General features: G+C 57.6%; 26 protein-coding genes and 1 pseudogene. 17 read left to right on the forward strand and 10 right to left on the reverse strand.

Features of this window, described 5'->3' with window-relative positions; all coding sequences use genetic code 11:
* Positions 1-326: 326 nt before the first annotated feature.
* Together IE038_RS05065 and IE038_RS05070 are read left to right on the forward strand one after the other, a co-directional pair.
* Positions 327-932, forward strand: a complete 606-nt coding sequence (locus tag IE038_RS05065; protein ID WP_163939257.1) for an OmpW/AlkL family protein — start codon at positions 327-329, stop codon at positions 930-932.
* Between the two features lie 12 nt (positions 933-944).
* Positions 945-2,189: an SfnB family sulfur acquisition oxidoreductase gene (locus IE038_RS05070; RefSeq protein WP_189395250.1), complete on the forward strand. Its 1,245-nt coding sequence runs from the start codon at positions 945-947 to the stop codon at positions 2,187-2,189.
* A 14-nt stretch (positions 2,190-2,203) separates the two neighbouring features.
* Here the strand turns inward: IE038_RS05070 and IE038_RS05075 are convergent, their stop codons facing one another.
* On the reverse strand, positions 2,204-2,884 hold the full coding sequence (locus tag IE038_RS05075) for a cupin domain-containing protein (protein ID WP_163939259.1): 681 nt from the start codon (positions 2,882-2,884) through the stop codon (positions 2,204-2,206).
* A 953-nt stretch (positions 2,885-3,837) separates the two neighbouring features.
* Between IE038_RS05075 and IE038_RS25195 the strand changes: the two are divergent.
* Positions 3,838-4,800: pseudogene (locus IE038_RS25195) on the forward strand (HAMP domain-containing protein); the annotation flags it as partial.
* A 90-nt stretch (positions 4,801-4,890) separates the two neighbouring features.
* Positions 4,891-5,655 (forward strand): methyl-accepting chemotaxis protein, encoded by a 765-nt coding sequence (locus IE038_RS25200; protein ID WP_407682236.1) that lies wholly within the window; start codon positions 4,891-4,893, stop codon positions 5,653-5,655.
* Positions 5,656-5,735: 80 nt separating this feature from the next.
* On the opposite strand, the gene IE038_RS05085 is transcribed toward IE038_RS25200, so the two are convergent.
* On the reverse strand, positions 5,736-6,275 hold the full coding sequence (locus IE038_RS05085) for a GNAT family N-acetyltransferase (protein WP_189395252.1): 540 nt from the start codon (positions 6,273-6,275) through the stop codon (positions 5,736-5,738).
* Positions 6,276-6,453: 178 nt separating this feature from the next.
* Here IE038_RS05085 and IE038_RS05090 point away from each other — a divergent pair, with 178 nt between their 5' ends.
* Positions 6,454-6,744, forward strand: coding sequence for a DUF7693 family protein (locus IE038_RS05090; protein WP_163936085.1), 291 nt, complete (start codon positions 6,454-6,456; stop codon positions 6,742-6,744).
* Position 6,745: 1 nt separating this feature from the next.
* On the opposite strand, the gene dsdC is transcribed toward IE038_RS05090, so the two are convergent.
* The 4 genes from dsdC to IE038_RS05110 all read right to left on the reverse strand — a co-directional run bounded on the left by dsdC (position 6,746) and on the right by IE038_RS05110 (position 10,851).
* Positions 6,746-7,693 (reverse strand): DNA-binding transcriptional regulator DsdC, encoded by a 948-nt coding sequence (gene dsdC / locus IE038_RS05095; protein WP_163936088.1) that lies wholly within the window; start codon positions 7,691-7,693, stop codon positions 6,746-6,748.
* Positions 7,694-7,767: 74 nt separating this feature from the next.
* Positions 7,768-9,120 (reverse strand): D-serine ammonia-lyase, encoded by a 1,353-nt coding sequence (gene dsdA / locus IE038_RS05100; protein ID WP_163936091.1) that lies wholly within the window; start codon positions 9,118-9,120, stop codon positions 7,768-7,770.
* 250 nt (positions 9,121-9,370) lie between these two features.
* Entirely contained in the window at positions 9,371-10,174 is an 804-nt protein-coding gene (locus IE038_RS05105) for a hypothetical protein (RefSeq protein WP_189395253.1), read from the reverse strand.
* Positions 10,175-10,398: 224 nt separating this feature from the next.
* Positions 10,399-10,851: an Lrp/AsnC family transcriptional regulator gene (locus tag IE038_RS05110; RefSeq protein ID WP_163936094.1), complete on the reverse strand. Its 453-nt coding sequence runs from the start codon at positions 10,849-10,851 to the stop codon at positions 10,399-10,401.
* Between the two features lie 188 nt (positions 10,852-11,039).
* On the opposite strand from IE038_RS05110, the gene IE038_RS05115 reads away from it, so the two are divergent.
* The 5 genes from IE038_RS05115 to IE038_RS05135 all read left to right on the forward strand — a co-directional run bounded on the left by IE038_RS05115 (position 11,040) and on the right by IE038_RS05135 (position 15,199).
* Positions 11,040-11,657 carry a LysE family translocator gene (locus IE038_RS05115; RefSeq protein ID WP_163936109.1) on the forward strand — a complete coding sequence of 206 codons (618 nt, stop codon included), beginning with the start codon at positions 11,040-11,042 and terminating at the stop codon, positions 11,655-11,657.
* A gap of 653 nt (positions 11,658-12,310) precedes the next feature.
* A complete protein-coding gene (locus IE038_RS05120; protein WP_229775623.1) occupies positions 12,311-13,018 on the forward strand; it encodes a hypothetical protein in 708 nt (235 codons plus the stop codon).
* Positions 13,019-13,442: 424 nt separating this feature from the next.
* Positions 13,443-14,192, forward strand: a complete 750-nt coding sequence (locus IE038_RS05125; protein ID WP_189395254.1) for a 3-oxoacyl-ACP reductase family protein — start codon at positions 13,443-13,445, stop codon at positions 14,190-14,192.
* 301 nt (positions 14,193-14,493) lie between these two features.
* Positions 14,494-14,655 carry a DUF2986 domain-containing protein gene (locus tag IE038_RS05130; protein ID WP_163936107.1) on the forward strand — a complete coding sequence of 54 codons (162 nt, stop codon included), beginning with the start codon at positions 14,494-14,496 and terminating at the stop codon, positions 14,653-14,655.
* 208 nt (positions 14,656-14,863) lie between these two features.
* Positions 14,864-15,199: a hypothetical protein gene (locus IE038_RS05135; RefSeq protein WP_163939880.1), complete on the forward strand. Its 336-nt coding sequence runs from the start codon at positions 14,864-14,866 to the stop codon at positions 15,197-15,199.
* Between the two features lie 187 nt (positions 15,200-15,386).
* Here IE038_RS05135 and IE038_RS05140 read toward each other — a convergent pair whose 3' ends face one another.
* Both IE038_RS05140 and IE038_RS05145 read right to left on the reverse strand, forming a co-directional pair.
* On the reverse strand, positions 15,387-16,274 hold the full coding sequence (locus tag IE038_RS05140; protein ID WP_163939881.1) for a DUF2950 domain-containing protein: 888 nt from the start codon (positions 16,272-16,274) through the stop codon (positions 15,387-15,389).
* A gap of 26 nt (positions 16,275-16,300) precedes the next feature.
* Positions 16,301-17,773 carry a DUF3300 domain-containing protein gene (locus tag IE038_RS05145; protein ID WP_189395255.1) on the reverse strand — a complete coding sequence of 491 codons (1,473 nt, stop codon included), beginning with the start codon at positions 17,771-17,773 and terminating at the stop codon, positions 16,301-16,303.
* 266 nt (positions 17,774-18,039) lie between these two features.
* Between IE038_RS05145 and IE038_RS05150 the strand changes: the two genes are divergently transcribed.
* A complete protein-coding gene (locus tag IE038_RS05150; protein ID WP_189395256.1) occupies positions 18,040-18,738 on the forward strand; it encodes an ion channel in 699 nt (232 codons plus the stop codon).
* An 86-nt stretch (positions 18,739-18,824) separates the two neighbouring features.
* Here IE038_RS05150 and IE038_RS05155 read toward each other — a convergent pair whose 3' ends face one another.
* Positions 18,825-19,751, reverse strand: coding sequence for a transporter (locus tag IE038_RS05155; protein WP_189395257.1), 927 nt, complete (start codon positions 19,749-19,751; stop codon positions 18,825-18,827).
* 141 nt (positions 19,752-19,892) lie between these two features.
* On the opposite strand from IE038_RS05155, the gene IE038_RS05160 reads away from it, so the two are divergent.
* The 5 genes from IE038_RS05160 to IE038_RS05180 all read left to right on the forward strand — a co-directional run bounded on the left by IE038_RS05160 (position 19,893) and on the right by IE038_RS05180 (position 23,802).
* Positions 19,893-20,237 (forward strand): cupin domain-containing protein, encoded by a 345-nt coding sequence (locus IE038_RS05160; protein ID WP_163932396.1) that lies wholly within the window; start codon positions 19,893-19,895, stop codon positions 20,235-20,237.
* A gap of 241 nt (positions 20,238-20,478) precedes the next feature.
* Positions 20,479-21,243 carry a COG4705 family protein gene (locus IE038_RS05165; protein ID WP_163932401.1) on the forward strand — a complete coding sequence of 255 codons (765 nt, stop codon included), beginning with the start codon at positions 20,479-20,481 and terminating at the stop codon, positions 21,241-21,243.
* Positions 21,244-21,271: 28 nt separating this feature from the next.
* Positions 21,272-21,709, forward strand: a complete 438-nt coding sequence (locus IE038_RS05170; RefSeq protein ID WP_163932394.1) for a hypothetical protein — start codon at positions 21,272-21,274, stop codon at positions 21,707-21,709.
* Between the two features lie 96 nt (positions 21,710-21,805).
* Entirely contained in the window at positions 21,806-22,471 is a 666-nt protein-coding gene (locus tag IE038_RS05175) for a response regulator (protein WP_189395258.1), read from the forward strand.
* On the forward strand, positions 22,447-23,802 hold the full coding sequence (locus IE038_RS05180) for an ATP-binding protein (RefSeq protein ID WP_163932391.1): 1,356 nt from the start codon (positions 22,447-22,449) through the stop codon (positions 23,800-23,802). Before IE038_RS05175 ends, IE038_RS05180 begins: the two co-directional genes overlap by 25 nt.
* A gap of 226 nt (positions 23,803-24,028) precedes the next feature.
* Here the strand turns inward: IE038_RS05180 and IE038_RS05185 are convergent, their stop codons facing one another.
* Entirely contained in the window at positions 24,029-24,586 is a 558-nt protein-coding gene (locus tag IE038_RS05185) for a TetR/AcrR family transcriptional regulator (RefSeq protein WP_163932389.1), read from the reverse strand.
* A gap of 107 nt (positions 24,587-24,693) precedes the next feature.
* Between IE038_RS05185 and IE038_RS05190 the strand changes: the two genes are divergently transcribed.
* Complete coding sequence (locus IE038_RS05190; RefSeq protein ID WP_163932386.1) at positions 24,694-25,194, forward strand: HPP family protein; 501 nt, start codon at positions 24,694-24,696, stop codon at positions 25,192-25,194.
* Positions 25,195-25,199 lie beyond the last annotated feature (5 nt).

Here is a 25,199-nt window from a genome sequence, read left to right on the forward strand (position 1 = left end):
GTTCTGCTGTCCCTGAACCTCCCGCCGGTCGCTACGTGTTAAGTATAGGTGGCGAGCCAGCCCTTCAGCGCCTGTGTGGCGCAGCGCCTTCTATTGTGTGCAAACCGCTGTCCTGTGACTAACAGTGTTGCACCAAGGCTGTTGCACGAACAACAGCGAGGCTGTTCTTCCTTGGTAAATACTCAATAAAAACAAATAGATACGATTGGCACAAAAGCTGCTGATGGTACTGCAGCCTGTCCGCCGGACATACCGAAACAGTGCCTTAGCCGGTGCGGTAAGTAGCCCGTACCCAGGTCCAATCGAAATCGACAAGGAAGAACCGCATGTCAATACACTGGCTTCGCCATGCAGCCCTGGGTGGGCTACTGCTGACGGCGAATAGCCTCGCTCTGGCGGCCGATAGCCCTTGGCAAGTGCGCTTGGGCGTCAGCAATATTGTCCCAACCTCCGAGCCAGGCAACATTCAGCCGGGCGCCATCGACATCGACAGTGATGCAGGCCCGACCTTCAATCTGGCGTACTACCTGACACCTAATCTTGCCATCGATGTACTGGGCGGTCTGCCGTTCAAACACGACATCAAACTGAATGGCAGCAAGGTTGGCAGCACCAAGCAGTTGCCGCCGATTGTCTCGCTGCAGTGGCATTTCGCGCCAGATGCCCGCATACGGCCCTTTGTTGGTGTCGGCCTGAATTACACCTATTTCTACGACGAACATCTGGACAACGGCGCCAAGCTGGAGCTTTCCGACTCTTGGGGAGCGGCCTTCCAGGCGGGGCTCGATGTTGCCATCGACGACCACTGGAGCCTCGGCGGCGATGTGCGCTACGCGAAGATCGACAGCACCGTGAAGATCGACGGCCAGAAGGTCGGCAGCGTCGATGTCAACCCTACGGTGTACAGCCTCAACCTTGCCTATCGCTTTTGAAGGAAACTCGCCATGACTGAATTGAAAACCCCATTGGCCGAGCAGGCCGACGCCTTTGTCCAAACCCAATCGAGCACGCCGGCACAGCGTCTGACCAGTGAGGCGCAGGCCATTGAAACGGCCCGGCGCCTGGCGGGTGAGTTTGCCCGTGAGGCGGTTGTGCGTGATCGCGAGCGGCGTCTGCCGGTGGCTGAACTCGACACATACTCCCAGAGCGGGCTCTGGAGCATTGTGGTGCCCAAGGCGTACGGTGGCCTGGGTGCCAGTTACCGAACCGTTGGCGAAGTATTCAAACAGATTTCCTCGGCTGACGGCTCACTGGGCCAACTGGCTCAGAACCACTTCGTCATCCTGGCCCACATCGCCTTTGACGCCAGTGAACAACAGAAGCGCTTCTTCTTTGACCTGGCACTGTCGGGCGCACGCTTCGGCAATGCCTTCTCCGAGCGTGGCAGCAAGCACGTTGCGGACTTCCAGACCCGTATCAGCGCAGATGGCCCAGACTTTCTGGTGAGCGGGCAGAAGTTCTTTTCCACGGGGGCGCTGTTGGCGCACTGGGTACCCATTGTCGCGGTTACCGAGGAGGGTTTGCCCCACCTGGCTGTAGTGCCACGCAATGCGCCGGGGTTGAAGGTGGTGAATGACTGGTCCAGCTTTGGTCAACGCACCACTGCCAGCGGCACGGTGTTGATCGATCAGGTGCGCGTGCCTGCTGCGCAGGTGGTGCCGATCTGGAAGGCGTTCGACCGCCCGACCGCAGGCGGTGCGATTTCCCAGTTCATCCAGGCTGCCATTGATGCTGGTCTTGCTCGCGGCGCGTTCAATGACACTCTGGATTACGTTCGCCGCCATACTCGCCCGTGGATCGACTCAGGGTTGGAGAAGGCCACGGATGATCCGTACGTCATTCAGCAGGTGGGCGACTTGCAGATTCGCTTGCGCGCGGCTGATGCGGTGCTCGACCTGGCCGCCGATGCTATCGATCATGCGCTGCGCGAGCCGACAGAAGAGAACGTGGCGCAAGCCTCGCTGCTCACCGCCGAAGCCAAGGTGTTGACCACCGAAGTGGCAATCCTGGCCAGCAACCGTCTGTTTGAACTGGCCGGCACCCGGTCGACCCTTGAGGAGTACGGGCTCGACCGCCACTGGCGCAACGCCCGCGTGCATACTTTGCACGATCCGGTGCGCTGGAAGTACCACATCGTGGGTAACTATGCGCTCAACGGTGTGAAGCCACCTCGGCACCCCTGGAGCTGATGAGCGTGTGCTGACTAGACGCTGTGTGGTGTCGCAATGTGTCGTAGATGTCCTGATTTCACCCAGACGCTGGCTCCATCGGAGCCGGCGATGGCCTTCAGATGGTCACCCTTGGGCAGGCGCATCCACGACATGGCCGTGAGCAGGTTGCCGTCAATACGCACTTCTCCGGCCAGCACCAGCAGTTCGGCGCCATCCGGGCATGCCATTTCAATGCGCGTGCCCGGTACCCACACTTCCAGGCGTACCGTTTCATGTTCGTCCTGAAACAGCGGCATGACCCCGACCCCTGGGCGCAGCGTGTCTGGCATCAGTGCTGCCTGGTTCATGTCGATCACGCTGTGCTTGCGGTCTGCCGGATCGAACTGCCAGAGCTTGACGAAGATGATGCAACCACTGGCGGAACCGGGGGTGTGTCGCGAGGTGGGTGGGTTGCGCACATAGGTGCCGGCAGGGTAGTCGCCATGCTCATCCTGGAACACGCCTTCCAGGACGATGAATTCTTCGCCCCCGTCATGGGTGTGAGGGCTGAATTGACTATTAGGGGCATAGCGCACGATGGAGGTGGCACGGGCGACCTCGTCTCCGACACGGTCGAGCATGCGCCGCTGCACACCGGGCATGGGCGAGTCGACCCAAGGCATTTGCGCCGCGTGCATCAAGATGCGCTGGTCGAAATCGGCGTTGATTTCCATCTGGAGCGTACTCTCCTGGGTAACGGTTCAGGCTGTTGTTCACCCGGACAGTGTTGTTCCAAAACAGAGGCCGCGCAAGACGGTGATATTCATAATTCCAGTGCAGGCATCTAAGCAGAAAGCCCTCGCTTTTCGGGTAAGGGCTTTTTTTAAATCAGGGGCGCTTTACATTTCCGCAGTTTCGAGGGTGCGCTTGATGTGTTGGAAGAGTGTGTCTTGACAGGCCCGGTATTGGCGCTCCAGTTCATCAAGTTCTTGCATTCTAGAGAGCCAGATTTCGTCGGATACAGTGTTCAAATGCTCCACGGTATTTTGCCATGTCGCTTTGGCGGAGTCGGTAGCATTCAGCAAGGCTAGAAAGTGTGCGTCGACAGGGAGTGCGTGCACAGGGTGTTTCCGTGACAACATTAAAAAACCCGATAATCCATTAAGTTAGTGTGGTTAATGTTAACCCTCTGCGCGCAAAAAATCGTGCGGTATACGACGAATGGATAGTGGGCTACCGATCTGTAAGCAGCGCTGTCAGAGGTTTTCCCGCCGTGTCACAAGGCTTAAACATGATGGCGGTAAAATGGCGTCAAAATGCTTACGAGGTGATTCTAAAGTGATATTATCCTGCGCTGGCGATGTTTTGAGCGGTGGGAGTGCAGGTTTCAGCCACGGGGCAGATGGACGATGAGCGTGTGCAGGGATGGCGCGGATAAAAAGGAATCTCCACGGTGTGTAACTTTCGTTTGTAGCATTTCATAACCCCTCAAATTGTTCAGGGTTTACCTTGTGCCTGGTCCTATAACGTCATGAAGTCTGTGATGCAGTGGCGCTCGCCTGAAAGTCATCGGATATAACGCTTTTGCCAAACGTGTAACACGTCGTGGCTGCCAAGGATTATGTGCATGTTCAATCAGCTTAAATTCAGCCAGAAAATTCTGCTCGCTGCCGCCGTGGTAGTGGTGATGATTTTCTCCTTATCCAGCCTCTATAGTTACTCGTTGCAGCGCGATGCGGTCAGCAAAAGCCTGGAAAACTATCTCGACGATATTGGCGGTGCCACCGCCAAGGGTATCCAGAGCTGGCTGGCAGGGCGTATTTTGCTGGTGGAGAATACCGCCCAGACGGTTGCCCGCAATCCGGCTCCCGAGCAGGTCGTGAGTCAGTTGGAACAAAAGACCTTGCTGTCGAACTTCGTGTTCACCTACTTGGGGGGCGTTGATGGCAGTTTTACCATGCGTCCGGACAGCAAGATGCCAGATGGCTATGACCCGCGTACTCGCCCTTGGTATCAAGCCGCCAAGGCGGCCGGTGGAACCATCCTGACCGAGCCTTATGTCGATGTGGTCACCGGCGGCCTGACCGTAGCCATCGCCACGCCTGCAGGCAACGCAGGGGTATTGAGCAGCGATCTGAACCTCAACGTCCTGAATGACACCATCAACTCACTGAACTTCAATGGCTTGGGTTATGCGTTCCTGGTGAGCAGTGATGGCCGGATTCTGGTTCACCCAGACAAGAGTCTGGTTATGAAGAACCTGAAGGATGTCTACCCCCACGATACCCCACGTATCGGCGACAACTTCAGTGAGGTAAACAATCAGAACGGTACGCGCATTCTCAGCTTTGCCCATATCGACGGCCTGCCTTCCGCCGACTGGTACATCGTCCTGTCCGTTGATAAAGCCAAGGCTTACTCGTCGCTCAGCGAATACCGCACATCAGCAATCATCACTACGCTGGTCGCTGTTGCGGTCATCATGTTGTTGCTCGGTATCCTGATCCGGGTGCTGATGCGCCCGCTGAATGCCATGGGTGTAGCCATGCGTGACATTGCAAATGGGGAAGGGGACCTGACCAAACGCCTGACAGTACATACCCAGGACGAATTTGGTGAACTGGCTACAGCCTTCAACCAGTTTGTCGAGCGCATTCATGCCTCGATCCGCGAGGTGTCCTCGTCAGCCTTCCATCTGAGTGAGGTGGCGACCCAAGTTGTAACGGCGTCCAACTCGTCGATGCTTAACTCCGACGAACAAGCCAGCCGCACCAACAGCGTCGCTGCGGCCATCAATGAACTGGGTGCCGCTGCCCAGGAGATCGCACGCAATGCTGCAGAGGCTGCACATCAGGCTACCGATGCGCGTGCGCGGGCCGAAGAAGGCCAGAGCATCGTGGAAAACACCATCAAAACGATGAACCAGCTGTCTGCCAGGATCAGCGACTCGTGCGGCAACATCGAGCTGCTGAATGGCAAGACCGTCGACATCGGGCAGATCCTTGAAGTCATCCAGAGTATTTCCGACCAGACCAACCTGCTGGCACTCAACGCGGCCATCGAGGCAGCGCGTGCAGGCGAAGCAGGGCGCGGGTTTGCTGTGGTCGCCGATGAAGTACGCAACCTTGCTCACCGCACGCGAAGCTCGGCGCAGGAAATCCAACAGATGATCGAGGAGCTGCAGGTTGGTTCCAAGCAGTCGGTAGAAACGATGGTAGAAAGCCAACGCGACAGCGAAAGCAGCGTCTTGATCGCCAATCAGGCCGGCTCAAGCCTGGAGGTCGTCACCGAGCGTATCGGTGAAATCGACAATATGAACCAGTCCGTGGCCACGGCGACAGAAGAGCAGACGTCGGTGATCGAGGCGCTCAACCTGGATATCAACGAGATCAACACCCTCAATCAGGACGGTGTCGAGAACCTGCAAGCGACCTTGCGCGCCTGTAACGATCTGGAGCGCGAGGCCAATCGCCTCAAGCATCTCGTCGGGACGTTCCGCATCTGACATTGGCCAGCGGCTGCGCCTCGTGGTTTGCGGTGCAGCAGTGGGCGGGAAGGGCTTGCCCTTACCCGTCCTGGCGGCGTCTAGCCGTGTGCGCCGTCCTGCAATGAGGCCCAGCCCTGGCGATTCAAGCGGTACATGCGCACGGGCCGACCATGAAATTCGCGCAACTCGAAAGCATTGAAACCGGTTTTTTCCGCCACCCTCAGCGAAGCCACATGCTCCGGTTGGATCACTACAACAACGGACGCCAGTTGTTTTTGCGTAAAAACGTAATCGACAACGGCTTTACTCGCCTCGCAGGCAAGCCCCTGGTTCCAGAACCTTCTGGCCAGGCGATAGCCCAGATTGGCTTCTTCTACGCCGTCGATCATCTCTGGCCCGACGCCACAAAATCCAACGAGATCATTCGAGGCTTTTTCGACCAAGGCCCAAGGGCCCAGCCCGGTTGAGGCGTAGCAGGCCAGGCACCAATCAATGAAGCGCAGGGTGGCCTGCTCATTACACACCCCGCGAACGGAATACCTCATCACCTCAGGATCACTCAGCATCGCCGCGAGCGCGGGCAGGTCCTGCTGCGATAACTGCCGGCCGATCAGTCTCGGCGTTTCAAATAAATGCACCCCTCACTCCCTTTACCTGACGTCAAGTTAACGGGCGCGCTGGTGCGCGTCGTCCTTGAGTGCAGCGTCAACCGTCAATACGGTAACATCCCGGCTACCACAAGGTAGATCAAGTGACAGCCTTGTACCTGTTTGCAAATGAGCGAGTTGTGCCCATGTACCTGCCGAGTCTGACCTGATGACCACCTTGACCGCCCGCGAGGTGTATCAATGCTTGCGAGACGCCGCCCTGGGTATTCGCCCCTTGCAACGCCTCGGCCTGCAGCCCGTGCACGGCCTGTTGGAGGTGGGTATCGAGGGCTGGCAACTGACACTCGACGTCACCGGCAATAGCCTGCACCACTGCCTGCGCGGTCAGAGTCCGGATGGTCGAGTGGGGACCTGCGACAGTTGGCAACGCACCGACCCGGTCAGCTTGCTCAGTACCTGGGAGCTGGCCCAGGTTGAGCGATTGCTGAAGGACGCCTGAGTCATGGTCGCAGTGGTTCGTCGGCACACTGCTTGAGCCAGTCAATCAGCACGTGTACACGCAGGGGCATGGCCTCGCGTTTGGGGTGGACGAGGTAGTAATCGTATCGTCCTGGCTGGGTAAAACCACCGAAGGGCAGGATCAGTTCGCCTCGGTCGACACGGCTTTGCACCAGGCGCTGGCGGCCGATGGCAATGCCGGCGTGGTGGATTGCTGCGGTAACGCACAGGTCGGAGCGGTCGAAGGTCAAACCACGTTGCGGTAGTACGTCGAGCAGGCCTTGCTGACGAGCCCAAAGCTGCCATTCGGCATCATAGACCGCATGCTCCCAGGCCAGGGCATCGTGCAGCAGGGTGCAGTGGCGCAGGTTATGCGGTGCATTGTGCAGGTCGTGAGCATCGGCATAGCCTGGGCTGCACACCGGCGCGAGGGTCTCGGTCATCAAGTGATGGCTGACCAGGCCGGGGAACTCGCCATTGGCGTAGAGCAGGGCGAGGTCGATGTTTTGCGTGCGAAAGTCGATCGCGTCGTTGCCGACACGGATGTCCAGAGCGATATTCGGGTAGCGTTGATGAAAGTCCGCCAGGCGCGGCACCAGCCAGCATTGCGCGACAGAGGGGCGTGCATACAGCGCTACGGATCCCGACAGCTCGGCCTCCGGAGACGCTTGCAGCGCTTCCGACAACTGCTCCATCGCACCCTGGAGAATTGCGAATATCCGCTCGCCCTCGTGGGTCAGGCGGATGCGCCGTGTCAGGCGTTCAAACAGGCGAAGGGACAGGGCTTGTTCAAGCCGGGCGATACGATGGCTGACAGCGCTAGGGGTGAGGCACAATTCCTCGGCAGCCAGCGCAAAGCTCAGGTGCCGCGCCGCAACCAGAAAGGTATGCAGGTTGGCGAACTGAGCACTGTTGAGTCTTGAGCTCAGTCTGGGGGGCAGGTTCAGCATCGGGTGAGTCTTCCGCAGGCGTGAATCAGGGGGCCGTGGCGTGCCAAACGCCGCCAACGGCCCGTGATCAAAGGCTAGTGTGCAGCCACGAGTTTACGACCCTGACTCAGGTAAGCATCCATTTCTTCGTCCGGGACCATGCTGCCGCCGGTACCCCACATGATGTGGGTCGCATTGGCCATACGTTGCTCGTCCAGCCCCAGGCGCAACCTGTAACCCTGTTGCTCCTGCAATACCCGCAGGAAACCGGGCAGCCCGGCCAGCGCCGAGGGCTCCAGCTTCAGGCCTTCGGTGGCCTCCATCAGGGCCAGCAGGCGGTAGAGTTCTTCATCAGTGACGGTGTAGTAGCCGTCGATCAGGCGCTGCATGGCGCGCCCGACAAAGCCCGAGGGCCGGGCCACTGCCAGGCCATCGGCGGCAGTGTGGTTATCAATGCCAATGTCGTAGACGCTGATCGCATCGTGTAACCCGGTGTAAACCCCCAACAGCATGCAGGGCGAGTGCGTCGGTTCGGCAAACACGCAGTGCACCGCATCGCCGAAAACCTGTTTGAGACCGAACGCCACCCCGCCAGGACCGCCGCCGACACCGCAAGGCAGGTAGACGAACAGTGGGTGCTCCTGGTCTACCGTGATGCCTGCAGCATCAAGCTGGCGTGCTAGCCTGCGTGCGGCCACGGCGTAGCCAAGGAACAAGTTCAGAGAGTTCTCGTCGTCGACAAAATGACAGTTCGCGTCCATCTCGGCCTGTTTGCGGCCTTGCTCCACCGCCACGCTGTAATCGGACGCATATTCGACCACCTCGACGCCGCAGGCGCGCAGCCGGTCTTTCTTCCATTGCCGGGCATCGGCAGACATGTGCACGGTGGCCTTGAACCCCAGGCGCGCGCTCATGATGCCAATCGACAAACCCAGGTTGCCGGTGGAGCCGACCGCAATGCTGTATTGGGCAAAGAAGGCTCGGGCTTCATCGCTGTCCAGCGTGTTGTAACGGTCGCCGGGCTGGATCAAGCCGCCGGCCAGGGCCAGGTCCTCTGCGTGCTTGAGCACTTCATAGATACCGCCCCGGGCCTTGATCGAGCCGGAAATCGGCAGCAGGTTATCGGCTTTCAGCCACAGCCGGCCTTGTATCGGCACCTGTTGCTCCGCGCACAGGGCAGCCTGCAACTGCGCCAGCGGTAGCAGAGGCGACTCGATGATGCCGTCGCTGACCTGCGTTTCGGGAAAGGCCGATTGGATAAACGCGGCAAAGCGCTCAAGCCGGGAGGCGGCGTCGTCGACATCGGCGACGCTCAAGGGTACATCGCCCAGCGCTTGTGCGGTCGGCGCCAGCGCTGGATTGAACCAGGTGGTTGGTTCAAGGCGGATCAATTCGGCGATCAAAGGATGGCTTAAACAGCCGTTATCGATCATTTTACGGAGGGTCATGCTCTGCCCCTTGTTGTCGTGAGTGCATGAGGTTGTGTAGATCGCAGTCGCAGCGATTAAGCCTCGGACGCAGGGGCTTTACAACGGATGGATGTTCAATGGATAGCTGATCCACGGTCATCTGTGCAGGCTCGGCTGAACATGCTGAGGGGTTTGCAGGGTTGACGCGAGGGGGCAGGCGTAGCGTCGTTGGCCAGTCTTGACCTGTCGGTCTCCATGCCGTCGAGTACGCCTGCAGCCACCGCGTTTTTCACCCTCGCGGATCACCAGGCAAATAATGCCCCGTCACCTTGAAATACGCTGCTGATGTTCTGTCGCCTGGCACGCCATCCACCTTGACGAATATTCCCGGAAACGTATTGAGCCAGCGCTGCAGGTTTTCCGCCTTGGTCACGGCCTCCAGGCTGTCCAGCGTGGTGGCTGAGTAGTTGACTATGATCGGGCCGTCATCCTCTGTAGGTGAGGGTTGATCGGCGAAATCGATATAGCCGTTTTCGGCCATGCGTCGCAGCAGTACCGCTGCCCCGCATTGTGCCGATTTTGCCGAGTCTGACCACGTGCCATCGCTCACGTACTTGCCGCTTTGGTAGTGGTTGCTGAAGCTCCATAGGTAAGGCGTCAATACATGAGGGTGATACAGGCGGTAGCCAATGCCGTTGTACAGTTCAAGTTGATACAGCATGCCGGGCAGCGTCCAGTCGGTCTTGTCGCCCAGCTTGTGCAGGCTCAGGGCGTCTGTGGCACTGGCTTCCCACGTGAAGGGGCCTTTGCCTGGAGGCCTGCCTTTGGGTACATGCACGGTGGGCGCCGCCAACGGGTCACCGTTATGCAGGTGTTTCGTGAAATTCTGGCTGGACTCCATGTTATGGACAACGGCAATAAAGGCCCATGGGATGCCCATCGTGTTGCCAACACGTTGATACCGGTCACGGTGGTCGTACAGGCTTTTGACCAATGCATTGACGTCGTTGAAACGGGCCGGGTTTATCAGGCAGGTGTTGAATAACTGTTCGTACTCATTTTTTAGCGCAGGGGTAAGGCTGAGTTTGGCCATGGTGCGTACCTGCTTAACGCTGGTGTGCGCAATGTGATTAAAGTACGGACGACAATCACGGACGTTTTCAGGCAGGCCGAGTGGCTTCCAGACCAAGATTGTTAACGTCCAACCCTCACGATTAGCCTAGCGTGCAGACCATAAAACACCACGTTAAGGCATTTTTTTGCCCATTTTGGGTAACGTGTATCACGGGCATTACATGCCTCGGCATAGATGCGCCATCACAAAGGAAGAGGCCTGTCCTGGACGATCCGCTTCATCACCAGGGTCGAGGTCAGCCGCTGCACATTGGGTAGTGTCGAAAGGCTTTCATCGTAGAGCCTCTGGAAGGCTGGCAGGTCCTGGGTGATGACATGAAGCAGGTAATCCGGTTCGCCAAACAGCCGTTGAGCGTCCACCACCTGGGGAATGTCAACCAACGCTGTCTCGAATGCCTCGACGGCGCGCCTATCGCCTTCCCGAAGCGTTGCAAACACCATGGCGGAAAAGTTCAGGCCCAGCGCGCCGGGATTCAGCTGAGCTCGATAGCCCAGCAACACGCCAGATTCCTCTAGCGCCCGTACTCGTCGATGGCACGGGGAAAGGCTCAGGCCCACGCGTTCGGCCAGTTCGGTAACCGAGAGCCGACCATCTCTTTGAAGCTCGGCAAGAATCTTCCGATCAATTCTGTCCATGCAGAAGAATCTCCCCCATAGCTGCGCATGCATGATGATATTTGAAAGAAAATTCTAGCAAGATTTCACTAATCTTCCTCGCATCCTTAACTGCTGAACCTCTCTGAAGACCAGGGGAGGGCGGCCTTTGATTCACGGAGCGAGACGATGCAAAGAGCGCAGTGCAAGTGGCAGGGGTGGGCGGGGCGATGACGTTCAGTGTTGTGGTTGCATTCTGGGCGGTGTCGATTCTGTTCATCATCACGCCCGGCGCCGATTGGGCCTACGCAATTTCGGCGGGTTTGAAGGGGCGCGTTGTCCTACCGGCTGTAGCCGGGCTGCTGTCCGGTCACTTGATTGCAACCGTTGTTGTTGCCGGCGGCGTCGGCACCCTGGTTGCGAGCCATCCGGTCGCCCTGTCGATACTGACGGTTGCCGGCAGCGGTTATCTGTTATGGCTGGGTATCAACATGCTGGCCCATCCCGCGGCACCGCACGCTGATGAGGTTCAGACATCGGGTTCCTGGCAGCGCTGGGCAATCAAGGGGCTTTGCGTCAGTGGGCTGAATCCGAAAGTGTTCCTGCTGTTCCTGGCACTTTTGCCTCAATTTACGGATGTCACTGCGCCATGGCCTGTTCCCATGCAGATCATTGCACTGGGGCTCGTGCACGCTTTAAGTTGTGGTGCGATCTACCTGCTGGTCGGATTTGGTTCTCAAGCGGTTCTTCGAGCACGTCCGGCTGCAGCGCACCTCATCAGCCGGCTTTCGGGTGCAGCCATGATCATCATCGCGGTAGTACTGCTCGCCGGGCAGCTACCGTTCTAAACATCGCCCACTGTTGCCCAAGGAGCTTGTATGAAAAGCCCGAGAGAACGTGCCGCTGAAGGTCTTCACTGTGTGAGGGGGATCCTACCCAATGCCGCCAGGTCTGTGAGTTGATTGGCGACCATGAACACCAAGCGGGCAGGGTGCTATACCACTGCCCGCCTACTCCGCTAGCGTGCTTCCGGCTCGGACTTGTCGGCCTCCATACCACCGAGCAACGCCTGTACCAGCCCTTGAGCCATCTTCGCTGCGAAACGAAATTGGGTGGCAGCTGTACGCGGGTTCGCAGACCGGGCTCCAGGACCCCGGCGCACCCGAAGGTGCCCCACGCACAGCCGCCATTGCACGAAACAGCGGGCACAAAAAAAGCGCCTGCTATCGAGTCATGGGGCGCTACGCGCCTGGAGATACCGGACTGCGAAATCCGACTGCTGAATTTGCAGCAGTCCGGGAATGGTAGTGGGGTCGAAGGTAGGATTCAAGCGCTGGAGGAGAGAGGGGGAAGTCTCCTATCAACCTGACGCAGTCATTCAAGATGCCTATGACGCTTCAGATGACTCACTTGCACTCGGTAGGCGGGCTCAAAGAGACCCTTTTAAATCGTGTTAAGGTCTTGCGATATCAGTAGGCCGCTCTGTCAAAAGGATGAGGTTATGCCTCTGCAAACCCGCAATTTTATTCTTGACGTGCTTTGCGACCTGGCCATTGGAGATTACATCGCGCGCCCCTTCGACTGCGCGTTCGAGTTGCTCGCGGCACCACCCAGTCGCAAGCGTCTGATCATGGTCGGTTTTAACGGCTCTCTTGCCGACGCTATCCACACCAACGCGGGGTCAATCTGTGCAGGTTATGATCAGCCTGAATGTTCCAATGTTGCCTATGGTCTTGAGGGTGGATGGGGGCCGAAAACCCTGGCCCGGCGCTTGACTGAATTGCCCTGCGCGCTGGGTTTTGACTGGCGCGATACTGTTTATACCAATGCGCTGCTGATGTGCTCCAAAGATGCTGCGTCGATACAGAAGGTTGCGAGAGGATCCCCTGCTGCGAGCCTGGAATCACTGGCATACAAATCAATGGAGTTTTTCAAGCGAGTGACTATGTCGCTCGCTGAGCCAGAGCTGATCATCGCGTACAGCAATGGGTTGGGGAGCCCATCCGCTGCGAGGATTTTGTGGGAGGCGTTTGGCAACGGCGAGGCATTGGATCATGTTGACGCTTCTTCCTACCGCGCGACATATGGGTTCACCGCTGACATCGGAGGGCGGAGGGTACCGGTGGTGGGAATACGGCATATGTCCAGGTTTGTGCCAAGCGTCGATAACATAAAGCTGGCCTGGGCAAGGCAACGAGAGCGGGCTTGAACGCTGCCCCGCCAGTTAACGCAAGAGAATCAGCACTCAGCCAACGCCTCGAACAATGCCATTGTCGTGAGCAACACTCTACGTTTTGTTAAGGGAGTCACTGACCGGCTCCTTTGGGCTTCATGCCGAAAAATAATCACAATAGTTGATTGCAGCTTTGTGGGACTGTTGCTTTCTACCTGAAGCGGACACCCATAATCCTGACTTAACCGCCAACTGCTATGCTCTGCGCCTCGACACTGACTGATGTGGCTATGTATGCCCATACTTCCAGTTTCCCCGTCAGCGCGCTACTGGCGGACAACGACCAGCAGGCTGAGTTCCTCCTCGCCGATAAACTGCTTTTTGCCGAAGTCGGGCCCGTGGCAATAGATTGCTCAAACCACAGTCATACTGAATTAACTTTCTGTAATGGAGATACACCATGACCGCTACCCAAACGTTGCAAGGGAAAGTAGCTTTCGTTCAAGGCGGCTCCCGCGGTATCGGCGCGGCCATCGTCAAACGTTTGGCCCGTGAAGGGGCGGCAGTGGCGTTCACCTATGTATCGTCCGCCGAGCGGGCCAATGCTTTGGTCAGTGAAGTAGTTGCTGCCAGTGGTAAGGCGCTTGCCCTCAAGGCCGACAGCGCTGATGCCGCAGCGGTGCAACAGGCCATTCGCACGGCAGTCGAACACTTCGGTGGCCTGGATATTTTGGTCAACAATGCTGGTGTGCTGGCCTGGGGCAGCACCGAGGACATCACCCTGGAGCAGCTGGACCACACGCTGGCGGTCAACGTGCGCAGTGTATTCGTTGCCAGCCAGGAGGCTGCCAAGCATATGGGCGATGGCGGGCGCATCATCAATATCGGCAGCACCAACGCCGAGCGCATCCCGGTTGCCGGTGGGGCCGTGTACGCCATGAGCAAATCGGCGCTGGTCGGTTTGGCCAAAGGCATGGCCCGCGATCTAGGCCCGCGCTGCATCACCGTGAACAACGTGCAACCCGGCCCGGTGGACACTGAGATGAACCCGGCCGATGGTGAGGGCGCGGAGTACCTGAAAGGTCTGATGGCGCTGGATCGTTACGGCAAGGCAGAGGAGGTTGCCGGTTTTGTCGTCTATCTGGCCGGCCCGGAAGCAGGCTACATCACCGGGGCCAGCTTGACGATCGATGGTGGTTTCTCGGCCTAGTTTTTTGCGCCCCTTGCGAGGAGTACAAATCATGAGCACCGTAGCCACCTATAGCGGCCAACCTTGGACAAGGGAAAACGAGTCGGGCAGAAAGCCCCGCTTCGGCTTGGCCATGGACACCATGCACGTGACTCCGTAATGTGCGCTGTAGTCATGTGGCTTTGCCTCCCCGTAGTCTGTCGTGTTTGCCAAGGCAGTACTCAAGCCGATAAAGGCGTCACGATTGAAACAGTCATGTTATCGGGGGGGTAAATTTTTTAAGCGGGCAGCACTCAAGACGTTAAAGGCTGAGTAGAAGTAGATGAATCGTCAAAAAAAGATAAAGCAGTTATTAAAGGCTCATGCCAAAAAAGCCAGTGCAAAATTGGCGCCGAAAAACAAGCCTAAATACATCTGTAAAGCGGATCGCTTGAAGCTGGCCGCGGAACCTGATCACGACGCCATTATCTCCTCTGATAGCTGATTCATGTAGCTTGAGTACCGTCGGAATTGGCTGATCGGGTTGGCTTGGCATTCCGACGGTACATACCGCTCACCCGTTTACGTTCACGTGTGGATTGAACGACTATTGCCTGTGAAGTAATGTTGCGCCTCGATTGAGCCTGGCGGTTGGTGCAGCGGCGAAATCAATAAAATATTTATAAGAAATCAACATAACGCAGGAGCGCAACATGAATAAAATTGCCGGGGTAATGCTGTTGTTACTGGGGATGGCTGGGGTGGCTCAAGCTGACCAGTGTGAGTCGTGGACGCACAAGGCATATCCCGTTTCCATGAGTGCGTGCTCCTACGATAACGGTGGCTCAGGTTACGTACAGATCACCAACGACGGGCCTAAAACTGCCAATGTGTGCTGGACGGTTGTTTTTAATAATGGACGAACTCAGGACAGCTGCTACCGAGGTATGGGGTCAGGTGTAACCACGACGCCTTCGTGCGCCAGTTGCGGCTCAAAAAATGGTGGGGCTCGCCATGTCTTGCTGACAAAGTATGAGGAAGTTGAGTGACGAGTTGGCGCTCTCAACCTTCACGCTGATGCTTGGTGTGCAGGTTGTTTCGCCTGCGAGGGGTGAGCCAGTTGGACAAAACCGCCTGTTCGCTTCCGACCTGTAACGGTCGGTGGCGAGGAGCGGGCAGCGGGCAGCGGCAAAGTAGCCATTTGATTACGTTCAGGACGTCAACAACCGGATCGTGCTACTGCTGATCGACAGTGACCACCTTCCAACTGTCATCTGGATCAAAGCGCTTCATCGCGTGCGCCAGTTTATCCCCACTGGGCCCCAGGTCTTTCTCGAACACCTGTCCTTCATGGCTGATCATGAAGCTCATCACCCCGGTGTCATCGTATTTCGCCGGCCAGGCGATCAGTGCAAACCCACGGCTCATCTTGTCACCGATGAAGTAGCTGTATGCGCCGCCAGGTGCCGAGGGGCCTTGGCCATCCAGAATGCGGAAGCGGTAGCCATGCCAGTCTTCGCCAGCAATGGTTTTGCCGAACAATGGACCCAACGGGCTGATCTGCCTGCTATCGTCGTCCGGCCAATAGAGTCCGTCGTGCTTGCCAGTAGTGCTGAAGATTTTCTGCGCATATTCGAGTGCGCCGTCACCGTCGCGATCCACTGACGCATAGTCTATCTGGGCGTCGTGATAGGTCAGTACCGATTGCAGCGCGGCCAGTTCGTTGCGGCCAATTCGACGGGCACGGATTTCGGCGCTACCGGCCTTGATGTCGAAGCGCCAACCGTTCTTGCCTTTTACCATGGGGATAGGCAGTGTCCAGTGGTCACTGCCGACCGACAGGATCGCCTTGCGGTCGCCGGATTTTTCAATGCTGTGTTGTTCATGGTATTGCTTCAAAAACGCATCTACATCACTGCGCTGCACACCCTCACGCGGAATGAAACTACGCCACTCATCACCCAGCAACTCGCTCAGACGGGCCTGATCGGCGTGTTCCGTACCGACTGCTTCGACGAACGCTTGAGCGGCCTTTTCTGGCGTTGGAAATGCTTGCTGTGCCGTAACCGCGCACGACCACGCCACGCTGGCAGCTATCGCCAAGAGGCGGGGGCGTAGGCCTATGAGTACCTTCACTCGAGAATTGTGGTTCAACGCCGTCCCCCCCTTTGACGCGCTGGTGGATTGGACGGCCGACTGATCTGATTGCCGGCTGATCGCGAGACGTTAGGTCGTTGGGCGGATGCCTGGCTGGTCCGACCGCGACTGGCTTGTGCGCTGGCCAGGGATGGAGCGCGTGCGCCGGCGAATACATTGTTGCGAGCACTGCCGGTGTTGGCGGATGGCCGTTTTTTTGCCGTCTGGCGCGCAGACAAATCGGCCTGTCCGCGCTGTTGTACCTGAGCGGTGTTCCTGAGTTCCTGACGCTCCCGAGTGTTTCTGATCGTGCCCTGACCCATGCCTGACGACTTCTGTCTCTCAGTACCTGCTTGTAACCGATTGCTGTCCGATGTTCCGGACTGAGCTGCGCGCGCTCGATCACGGGCTTCGCGGTTGCTGGTGGCAGGTCGTTCAATACCGTACTTATCCATTGAGCCGCGGGCTTTTTCACGAGCCTGGGCTCGCTGTGCATTGTCCCCTCGATAAGCCTCACGCTGACTGGCACCGTTCAGTTGTTTGCCGTAGCGTTCGCGGCTCCTGCTGTCTCGATAGGGAACGCCATCGCGGTGAACGGCGTTGTGCTGCCATTTGTTCTGATTATTGGTGATTTGATTGTTGCGGTTGATGGTGTTGTAGCGATTGACGTCGATGTCAATGTCGTTATTGTCCCAGTCACACTCACCCCACAACGAGCCGATGATCGCCACGCCAGCACCGAACGCCAGCCCAGCCAGCAATGCCGAGCCGGGGTAATAGGCGGGCGGCGGTGGATAGTAAACGGGAGGCGACGCAGGGTAGGCCCAGGTGCCGTAGGTGGTGGTCGGGTTGTAACTGGGTACGTAGACCACCTGCGGGTCGGCGGGCTGAATGATGATCGTAGAGTGGTTGCTGGCAGGGGGGGAGGCAGGCGCTGCAGAGGTGGGGGCGGGTGCTGTAACAGCCTGCACCGTCACGTTCTGATACTGGTTGCTCTGAAGGTTGCCAGCGGCTTGCGCCTGATGACGCAAGCGCTGTACGCCCCCCATGACATCGTCGGGTTGCGCCAGGAAGGCATCACCCAGGCGTTGTACCCAGACGGGATCTTGCCCTAGCGTTGCCAGCACTTGTGGGAAAGCGACCAACGCCTGCACGCTCGGATCCCAGGGCTGGCTCGCCACTTGTTTGACAGCATCATCGCCCTTGGTGTCCGGATGTGCTTTAGACCAGGTTACCGCCTCGGCGACTTCCCCAGGGTAGGTGGTGGCCATTAGCACTTGTGCCAGCAGTGGATCCGGATAGAGCGCAATGGGCGCCAGCATTTGATCCAGTTGCTCTTCGGTAAACACGGCATCCTTGGCTACCGCCTCGACTGCCGCTGTATCTGCAGTGTTTGGGGGTTCGCTCGCATCCAGTGGTTGCGCCAGGCAGGAAAGCCCGCTCAGCAACAGAGCAACTGACACCGCGTAAAACAATGGAATGCGCATTGCACCTCCCATCTGTCCGGCAGGCTTGAAATGAGTGGTTCCATGCCAGGGAGACAAGGGCTGACGTTGCCTGCTGCAGACCTCAATCTCGATGTCGCTCGTTAATGGTAGCAAACCTGCAAGGTTGGCCATTAATTCATTGCCGCGAATACCCTCTGGTAGGCATTCGTGACTAGAATTCCACTGCCGACCCTGATCAAACCAAGTCAGATTTCAACTGTGAAACGTCAGGTCTCTAGCGCTATTTCCGTCCGTGGGATACCGGTATGACGAATCTGCGAGACAAACCCGAGTCGGAAGAGGATTTAGCCCAGATGGTGATAGGGCGAGGCCCTTGCACTTATCTATTGTTGCTGTTGCTCGGGTTGATCCTTCTGTTTCCCTTTCTTGAAGAGGGCATATTCGCCCGCACGTTGCTGGGTATTCTGTTTTCAATCGTGCTGCTCGTGGGGGCTTTTGCCACCCGGCAGACTCGGCGGGGGTTTATCTTCAAACTGAGCCTGGCGTTACTTGGGGTTGGCCTTCAATGGACGGCGTTATGGGCTGAGAGTATCGCGATGCTTGTCTTTGCCGGGATATCGTATGCGGCGTCTCTTGCCGTCTCGTTTAGTGGCGTGCTCCGCTATATTCTCAAGCGCGGGCCAATTACAGCCGACAAGCTGCATGGCGCACTTGCAGGTTACATCATGCTGGCTTTCGTCTGGTCCTTCGTCTATGCCCTGGTCGAGATATCCAGTGCTGGCTCATTCGGCCCTGGCCACCTCGACTTCATACAGCCTGGCACGTTCTTCAAGCTGATCTATTTCAGCCTCACGACGCTCACAACCACCGGCTATGGCGATGTGCTCCCATTGACTGACCATGCCCGTTCGTTGGTGATGGTCGAAGAATTTTCGGGCGTCTTTTACGTTGGTGTCGTGATCGCTCGGCTCGCCGGCCTTTATCCATCGAATCAGATTAAGTGACGCTTGATGTTGATTGAGCCGTCCCTGATTGATCGGATACCTATCTGACTAATCCGCGAAGGGAATGCGGCGCAAATCCCTGGGGATCAGAGCCCTCCGCCGAAGCGGTACTGCCAGACTATGCCAATGGCATCGTATTCGCTGCCCGTACGGGTATGCCCACCATTGCTCGCATTCAGCTTTAGCGAATGGTTGCGGTTCAAGGGCAGCGTGAGGGTGCATCCGTAGCGTGTATTTTCCTGAAAGTCGTGGTTACCAACCCCATCGACTGAGCTACTTCCGCCAGCGAAGTAGGTCGTATCCAGCGAAGCCCAGACACCGTTGCTAAAGGCATAGATAAGATGCCCCTGTACCTGGTAGATCGGGTTCTGTGACAGCGTATGGTCGCCGAGGAACTCGTTATTGTCGGTGTAGAAGGTTCCGGCGCCGGACAGTTCCAAGGTTACTGGCCCCAAGCGCTTGGAAATCCCCAGTTCGGGCTTGAACGACCAGCGGTTGTTGCCGAGATTGACCAGCTTGCTCGTGTCGTATTGACCCAGTGGCGCTGTGATCGCCAGGCTGGCGCCGATAATGACATCTTGTTGATAGCGGGGAAACTCAGCCAGGGACATCGCCGGGGCGCCATACAGGTTGACCGAGAAGCGGAATCTCGGATCGATCAACCCTGTGACATTACGCTCCTTGGGTTCACCGTTGAACAGCGCAGAGCCGGCCAGTTTTGCCTCAGGCACGATGATATCGAACTTCCCGGAGCGGCCCCAGACATCCAGGGATCTGGCAAAGGCAAACACGACGGTCTTGATGTTGAGCTTGGCATCCTGAAGCGGGATTGAGGGGTTGGCTGTCACGTTGCCATGGAGATCGCTATAACCCATCAGCAGGAAATTGATACCGACCGGCGTATTGGCGTAGGACCTGGGTTCGAGATCCTCTGCGACTGCGCTGGGGGCTATTATGAATAGCGAAGCGGATGCGATCCGAGCCAGGCTGGTGACGCAGAGTGTGTGTTTCATCCACGTTCGCTCGCTTCCTGTCAGGCCCCCGGAGTTCTATGTATTGTTGTAGCGCATCTGCATGGGTTTGGCACTTGCCGCTGCCACCTGTGTGGCGTGAACTGATCGGTCGGGCACTGCCGCTACAGAGAGGAGAGCGCGATGAGCAACGAACAGGCTGCACCCGAAACGAAAGGTGTTGCGGTGAAGTTACTTGCAACGGTTGACCTGGGCCCTGAGATCGAGGGCATGGCAGGGCGTCAACTTAGAATGCGTATGGTGACCATCGAGCCTGGAGGCGTCTTCGGGCCGGTTCACAACCATAAAGACAGACCCGGTACTGTTTACATTCTGCAAGGTACGATCACTGACCATCGAAACGGGGTCGCTACGGACTATGGCCCGGGAGTGGGCTGGCCCGAGGACAGGAACACGACACACTGGCTTGAGAACAGAGGAACGATTCCGGCGGTGGAGATCTCGGTCGATATCGTCAGGCAAACGTAAGCTCAGGCTCCAGATCTAACGCGACCAGGCATGACACGCGGCGCTACCGGACGCGCTCCAGTCGGCTTCGTGTCTTTTTGCGCGCCGGTTCCTTTTTCAAAATCAAGCGTGTTACGCCCAGCGCTATCCCCGCAAAGGCTACTTTGGCAAGCACCGTGCCACCCCTCAGTCTCAGCTAAGTATTGCGTTGTACCTTTTCTTCCGCGCACATTCAGCGCCGCTTAGAAGAGGTTATCAGCAGATGAATCCCGCAAAAGCCGGATGGCTTAGTAAAGTGCCCGAAGTGACACTGTCTTTCTGGGTGATCAAGATCCTATCGACGACAGTGGGTGAAACCGGCGCTGACTTTCTAGCGGTAGATGCGGGTTTCGGCGCTGGCTGGACCAGCATCGGCATGGCGCTATTACTGGCGTGCGCGCTGTTCTTTCAAATGCGTAAAGCGGCCTATTCACCTTGGATCTACTGGTTGACCGTGGTGTTGGTGAGCATCGTCGGTACCCAGATCACCGACATCATGACCGACATGCTCGACATCAGCCTGTACGTCAGCACGGCGGTGTTCTCGGTGTTGCTGGCAATCAATTTTCTGCTCTGGTTTCGCGTGGAGCACACTCTTTCGATCCGCGAAATCGACACACCGCGCCGCGAGTTTTTCTACTGGACGACCGTGCTCTGCACCTTTGCCCTTGGCACCGCCGCTGGTGATCTGGCCACCGAAGCCCTTGGGCTTGGTTTCACGCTCGGCGTCGTGATTTTCGGTGCGCTGATTGCAGCGACTCTGCTGGCTTGGCGTCTGGGCGGCAACGTGGTGTTGATGTTCTGGTTAGCCTACATCCTGACGCGTCCGTTCGGCGCCTCCCTCGGCGACTTGCTGACCCAGGCCAAGACCTACGGAGGCTTGGGTATGGGCGCCGCCTGGACGAGTGCGATCTTCCTGAGCGTCATCGTGCTGCTGGTGGTGGTCGCGCAAGTCAGCGTCGGCAACCGCAAAACCGTCATTCAGTAACCTTTCCGAAGCCTATCAAGGAACCGTCATGCGCTCCTTTCAAATCGCTATTCGCCACGTTGCCATCGTCTCGTCCCTCGTGTTGTTCGGCAGTATGGTCGGCTGCTCGAAACCCGTCGACAAACCCGGCACTGGCACGACCACCTCGTCGCTGAGTTCGCCCGCTCAATCCGGTTCGAAGCTGGGTGACCTGAGCGAGTTCCATGCCATTGCCGCCGATGTGGCTGTACTGGTCGACAAAGACGATCTGCCCGGGGCGAAAGCCCGAATCAAAGACCTCGAAACGTCCTGGGACTCCGCCGAGGCCGGGATCAAACCCCGCGCCGCCGGCGACTGGCATGTGCTGGACAAGGCAATTGACCGGGCGCTCGATGCCCTGCGCGCCAGTACGCCGAAGCAGGTTGATTGCAAGGTCGCGATGGATGATCTGCTCAAGGCCTTCACTTCGATGAAAGGCAAACAGTGATGCTGCATGGAATCGGCGGCGGACAAAACCCCGGTTCAGGTGCTTCAATACAGGCGCGATAGTTGTGACCGTCGCGCCTTTTTATCGGAGCGAAACATGCGAATTCTGTTGGTCGAAGATGACCTGATGATTGGTGATGCCATCCAGAGTGCGCTGAACGATGCGAGCTACGCTACCGACTGGCTGAAAAACGGCCTCACGGCCTTGGCGGCCCTGGACGCCCAGAAGTATGACCTTGTGTTGCTCGACCTTGGGCTACCCGGCAAAGACGGACTCGATGTGCTCGATGTCATTCGCGCTCGCAACAACCCTGTACCGCTGCTGATCATCACCGCACGGGATGGCCTTGATGATCGCCTGCGTGGCCTCGACGGCGGCGCAGATGACTTCCTACTCAAACCCTTCGCCATGGCGGAATTGCTGGCGCGTATGCGGGCTGTACTGCGCCGCCGTGGCGGTAATGCCCAATCAGTGCTGGATAACGGTGAGGTATCGCTGAACCTGGTCTCTAAACAGGCTACCACCGCTGAAACCACCGACGTTCAACTCTCCAGCCGCGAATTCGCCCTTTTGCAGGCCCTGTTGATCCGGCCTGGCGCCATTCTCTCGCGCAGTGAGCTTGAAGACCGTATTTACGGTTGGGGCCATGAAGTGGAAAGCAACGCGGTGGAGTTTCTGATCCACGCTTTGCGGCGAAAGCTGGGTAACCATGTCATCAAAAACGTCAGGGGGATGGGATGGATGGTTTCAAAAGGCGCTTGAGCGACTCGGTACAGTTAAGGCTTTCTGTAACGCTGTCGCTGGCCATCCTCATCGTGGCAGTACTGGCGGGTGTGTTCGCTTTCGTTTCCGCACTCAAAGAAGCGCACGAAATGCAGGACGAAACCCTGCGCCAAGTGGCGGTGCTGTTTGATCGGCAGCAGATGACCCTGCGCTATCCCGGAGGGGAACAGGTCGTCGGCGACGACGAAGAATCCAGGGTCATCGTGCAATACCTGGTCGATAGCGGGAAAGCGACCGGCAATGACGACGCAACCATACCGTTGCCCTTTCCCACAAGCCTGGCCGATGGCTTGTCGACCTTGAGCATCGCAGGCGAAAAGTTTCGCATACTGGTCAGAACCACGGCCGCTGGCGAACGTATCGTTGTCGCTCAAGAGGCAGACGTGCGTGATAAGGAAGCGCGCAAAAGTGCCTGGCGCAGTCTGTTGCCATTTCTCATTCTGTTTCCGGTGCTGCTGGTGGTCGTGGCTGATCTGGTGCGCAAGCTGTTCCGTCCTATAGCGATTCTCTCGGCCGAAATCGATCAGCGTGACAAACAGGCGCTGCATCCTATCGACGAAACTCACTTGCCGACCGAAATACGACCTTTCGTCGTAGCCATCAATCGATTGCTCAAGCGTGTTGCGCAGGCCATGGAAGCACAGCGTCGCTTCATCGCCGACGCAGCGCATGAACTGCGTTCTCCGATGACGGCCCTGTCACTGCAAGCGGAGCGATTGTCGTCCACGGAAATGTCGGCATCTGCCCACGAGTGCTTTTTACCGCTGTCTCAGGGAATTGAGCGCAGTAGAAAGCTGATCGAACAATTGCTTACCCTGGCGGCCGCACAATCGATTGCGGAACGATCACAAACATCGGTGTCCGTCCATGAAGTCTTTCGTCGAGTGTTGGAAGACTTGTTGCCACTGGCCGAACACAAGGGCATCGATATCGGTGTTGAAAGTACCGAAGACGTACAGATCATCATCAATGAAATGGATCTGTTTATCGTGGTCAAGAATCTGGTGGACAACGCTATTCGTTATACCCCGGCGGGTGGACGCGTCGACCTGAGAGTCGAGTTGGCGCAAGAGACCGTGATCTTGGAAATCAAGGACTCGGGTCCGGGCATCAGTGTGGAAGAGCAATCGCTGGTATTCGATCCGTTTTACCGCAGCCTGGGAACCGGCGAAGCAGGCTCTGGGCTGGGTTTATCGATCGTCACTGCGATAACCGGTCGTATTGGGGCACGTATCCGATTGAGTTTCTCGGATGAGGTGAACCAGAGCGGATTATGCGTTTCGCTCTGGTTAAAAAGGCATGGTTTTTAAGTGTGGTTCTGTCGTCATGAACGCCCCTTGAATGTATAGACTTCCAAGTTGGCAATTGGCTGGCGTCGGCGTGATGCAAAAGCATGGCCACGTAAAAATTCTAATCAAGAGCGTTCGACTCAGCGGCCCATGGGGTGCGGAGCACTCGCAGGGCAATCATGGAAAGCACGTAGAGGGTGGTGCGCGACAGATCGCTGGCGCACCAGGCTGCGCCCTATGGGGCGCTTCATAGAGGGCCGCCAGACATTTCCATCCCCAACACCATCCCTCGCGCTGCCTCGATGAATGCCGTCGAAGCCCCATTGACCTGGCACGTAACGATCAACCCCTCACCGATCACGAAAAGCTGCAGCGCAGCCACCGACGGGTGTTTGAACTGTGCCTCGGTACAGATCGCTTCCAGGTAGGCGAGCACCTGTTGCTTATGCTGTTTTGCCAGTAAGTGAGGCTGGTCGTCAGGACTGCTGTATTCGGCGGAGGCATTGATGAAGGCACAGCCACAAAAGTCTGCGGATTGTGCCCAGGTGGCGATGAAGTCGATGTAGGCCAGTGGTCGCTGCAGGCTGGGGGCTGCGTCTACAGCAGCGCTCATTTGCCTCATGAACTCGGTATGGCGAAGCTGCAACGCGGCTTCGATCAGGTGTTCTTTGCTCGGAAAATGGCGATACAGCGTTTTCTTGGTCACCCCGGCCACTTGGCTGAGTTGCTCTACGCCGGAGGCGTGGTAGCCCTGGCGGTAGAACAGGCGCAAGGCCGATTCGGTGATCGTCTGAGATGTGCTCATGTGTTCAGGCCTCCTGGCGTACTGGGCTAGTGTACACCGATCGGTTGACATGGATGTATACCGATCGGTATCTTTTCGGTGTCTTAAGTCTCTCTGGAGTTGTTACGATGCCCATCGGCCCCATCCTTAAATCGAGTGCGCCGCCCGCGCCGTCGCTGCATTTCAGCCTGCTGTCATTCATCGGTGCGGTGGTCGCGATTGGTGCCACAGGTTGGCTTAGCCATGTGTCGGGGGCACCATGGTTGATGGCGTCCTTTGGTGCGAGTTGTGTGCTTGCGTTCGGCTTGCCTGAGTCGCCACTGGCTCAGCCGCGCAGTCTCATCGGCGGGCATCTGGTGTCGACACTGGTCGGCTTGCTGGTACTGCACACGTTGGGGAATGCGTGGTGGGCAGGTGCGCTGGCCGTGGGCCTGGCGTTGGTGGCGATGCAACAGACGCGCACCTTGCATGCCCCCGCAGGTGGCAACCCGTTGGTGGTGCTGGCGGCCAGTGCGCCGTTCAGTTTTCTGCTCACGCCCGTACTGGCCGGTTCAATCGTGATTGTTGCCGTCGCCTGGTGTTTGAACAATGCCCGCAGCCGTGGCAGCTATCCGAAGTATTGGCTATAGGCGAA

It is taken from the genome of Pseudomonas laurentiana (genome assembly GCF_014648275.1).
GTDB lineage: Bacteria > Pseudomonadota > Gammaproteobacteria > Pseudomonadales > Pseudomonadaceae > Aquipseudomonas > Aquipseudomonas laurentiana.

Bases quoted from the DNA above. Each gene is read 5' to 3' on its own strand.
- IE038_RS05065 (WP_163939257.1), top strand. From the start codon at position 327: ATGTCAATACACTGGCTTCGCCATGCAGCCCTGGGTGGGCTACTGCTG.
- IE038_RS05070 (WP_189395250.1), top strand. From the start codon at position 945: ATGACTGAATTGAAAACCCCATTGGCCGAGCAGGCCGACGCCTTTGTC.
- IE038_RS05075 (WP_163939259.1), bottom strand. From the start codon at position 2,884: ATGGAAATCAACGCCGATTTCGACCAGCGCATCTTGATGCACGCGGCG.
- IE038_RS25200 (WP_407682236.1), top strand. From the start codon at position 4,891: ATGCTTAACTCCGACGAACAAGCCAGCCGCACCAACAGCGTCGCTGCG.
- IE038_RS05090 (WP_163936085.1), top strand. From the start codon at position 6,454: ATGACCACCTTGACCGCCCGCGAGGTGTATCAATGCTTGCGAGACGCC.
- dsdC (WP_163936088.1), bottom strand. From the start codon at position 7,693: ATGCTGAACCTGCCCCCCAGACTGAGCTCAAGACTCAACAGTGCTCAG.
- dsdA (WP_163936091.1), bottom strand. From the start codon at position 9,120: ATGACCCTCCGTAAAATGATCGATAACGGCTGTTTAAGCCATCCTTTG.
- IE038_RS05105 (WP_189395253.1), bottom strand. From the start codon at position 10,174: ATGGCCAAACTCAGCCTTACCCCTGCGCTAAAAAATGAGTACGAACAG.
- IE038_RS05110 (WP_163936094.1), bottom strand. From the start codon at position 10,851: ATGGACAGAATTGATCGGAAGATTCTTGCCGAGCTTCAAAGAGATGGT.
- IE038_RS05115 (WP_163936109.1), top strand. From the start codon at position 11,040: ATGACGTTCAGTGTTGTGGTTGCATTCTGGGCGGTGTCGATTCTGTTC.
- IE038_RS05120 (WP_229775623.1), top strand. From the start codon at position 12,311: ATGCCTCTGCAAACCCGCAATTTTATTCTTGACGTGCTTTGCGACCTG.
- IE038_RS05125 (WP_189395254.1), top strand. From the start codon at position 13,443: ATGACCGCTACCCAAACGTTGCAAGGGAAAGTAGCTTTCGTTCAAGGC.
- IE038_RS05130 (WP_163936107.1), top strand. From the start codon at position 14,494: ATGAATCGTCAAAAAAAGATAAAGCAGTTATTAAAGGCTCATGCCAAA.
- IE038_RS05135 (WP_163939880.1), top strand. From the start codon at position 14,864: ATGAATAAAATTGCCGGGGTAATGCTGTTGTTACTGGGGATGGCTGGG.
- IE038_RS05145 (WP_189395255.1), bottom strand. From the start codon at position 17,773: ATGCGCATTCCATTGTTTTACGCGGTGTCAGTTGCTCTGTTGCTGAGC.
- IE038_RS05150 (WP_189395256.1), top strand. From the start codon at position 18,040: ATGACGAATCTGCGAGACAAACCCGAGTCGGAAGAGGATTTAGCCCAG.
- IE038_RS05155 (WP_189395257.1), bottom strand. From the start codon at position 19,751: ATGAAACACACACTCTGCGTCACCAGCCTGGCTCGGATCGCATCCGCT.
- IE038_RS05160 (WP_163932396.1), top strand. From the start codon at position 19,893: ATGAGCAACGAACAGGCTGCACCCGAAACGAAAGGTGTTGCGGTGAAG.
- IE038_RS05165 (WP_163932401.1), top strand. From the start codon at position 20,479: ATGAATCCCGCAAAAGCCGGATGGCTTAGTAAAGTGCCCGAAGTGACA.
- IE038_RS05170 (WP_163932394.1), top strand. From the start codon at position 21,272: ATGCGCTCCTTTCAAATCGCTATTCGCCACGTTGCCATCGTCTCGTCC.
- IE038_RS05175 (WP_189395258.1), top strand. From the start codon at position 21,806: ATGCGAATTCTGTTGGTCGAAGATGACCTGATGATTGGTGATGCCATC.
- IE038_RS05180 (WP_163932391.1), top strand. From the start codon at position 22,447: ATGGATGGTTTCAAAAGGCGCTTGAGCGACTCGGTACAGTTAAGGCTT.
- IE038_RS05185 (WP_163932389.1), bottom strand. From the start codon at position 24,586: ATGAGCACATCTCAGACGATCACCGAATCGGCCTTGCGCCTGTTCTAC.
- IE038_RS05190 (WP_163932386.1), top strand. From the start codon at position 24,694: ATGCCCATCGGCCCCATCCTTAAATCGAGTGCGCCGCCCGCGCCGTCG.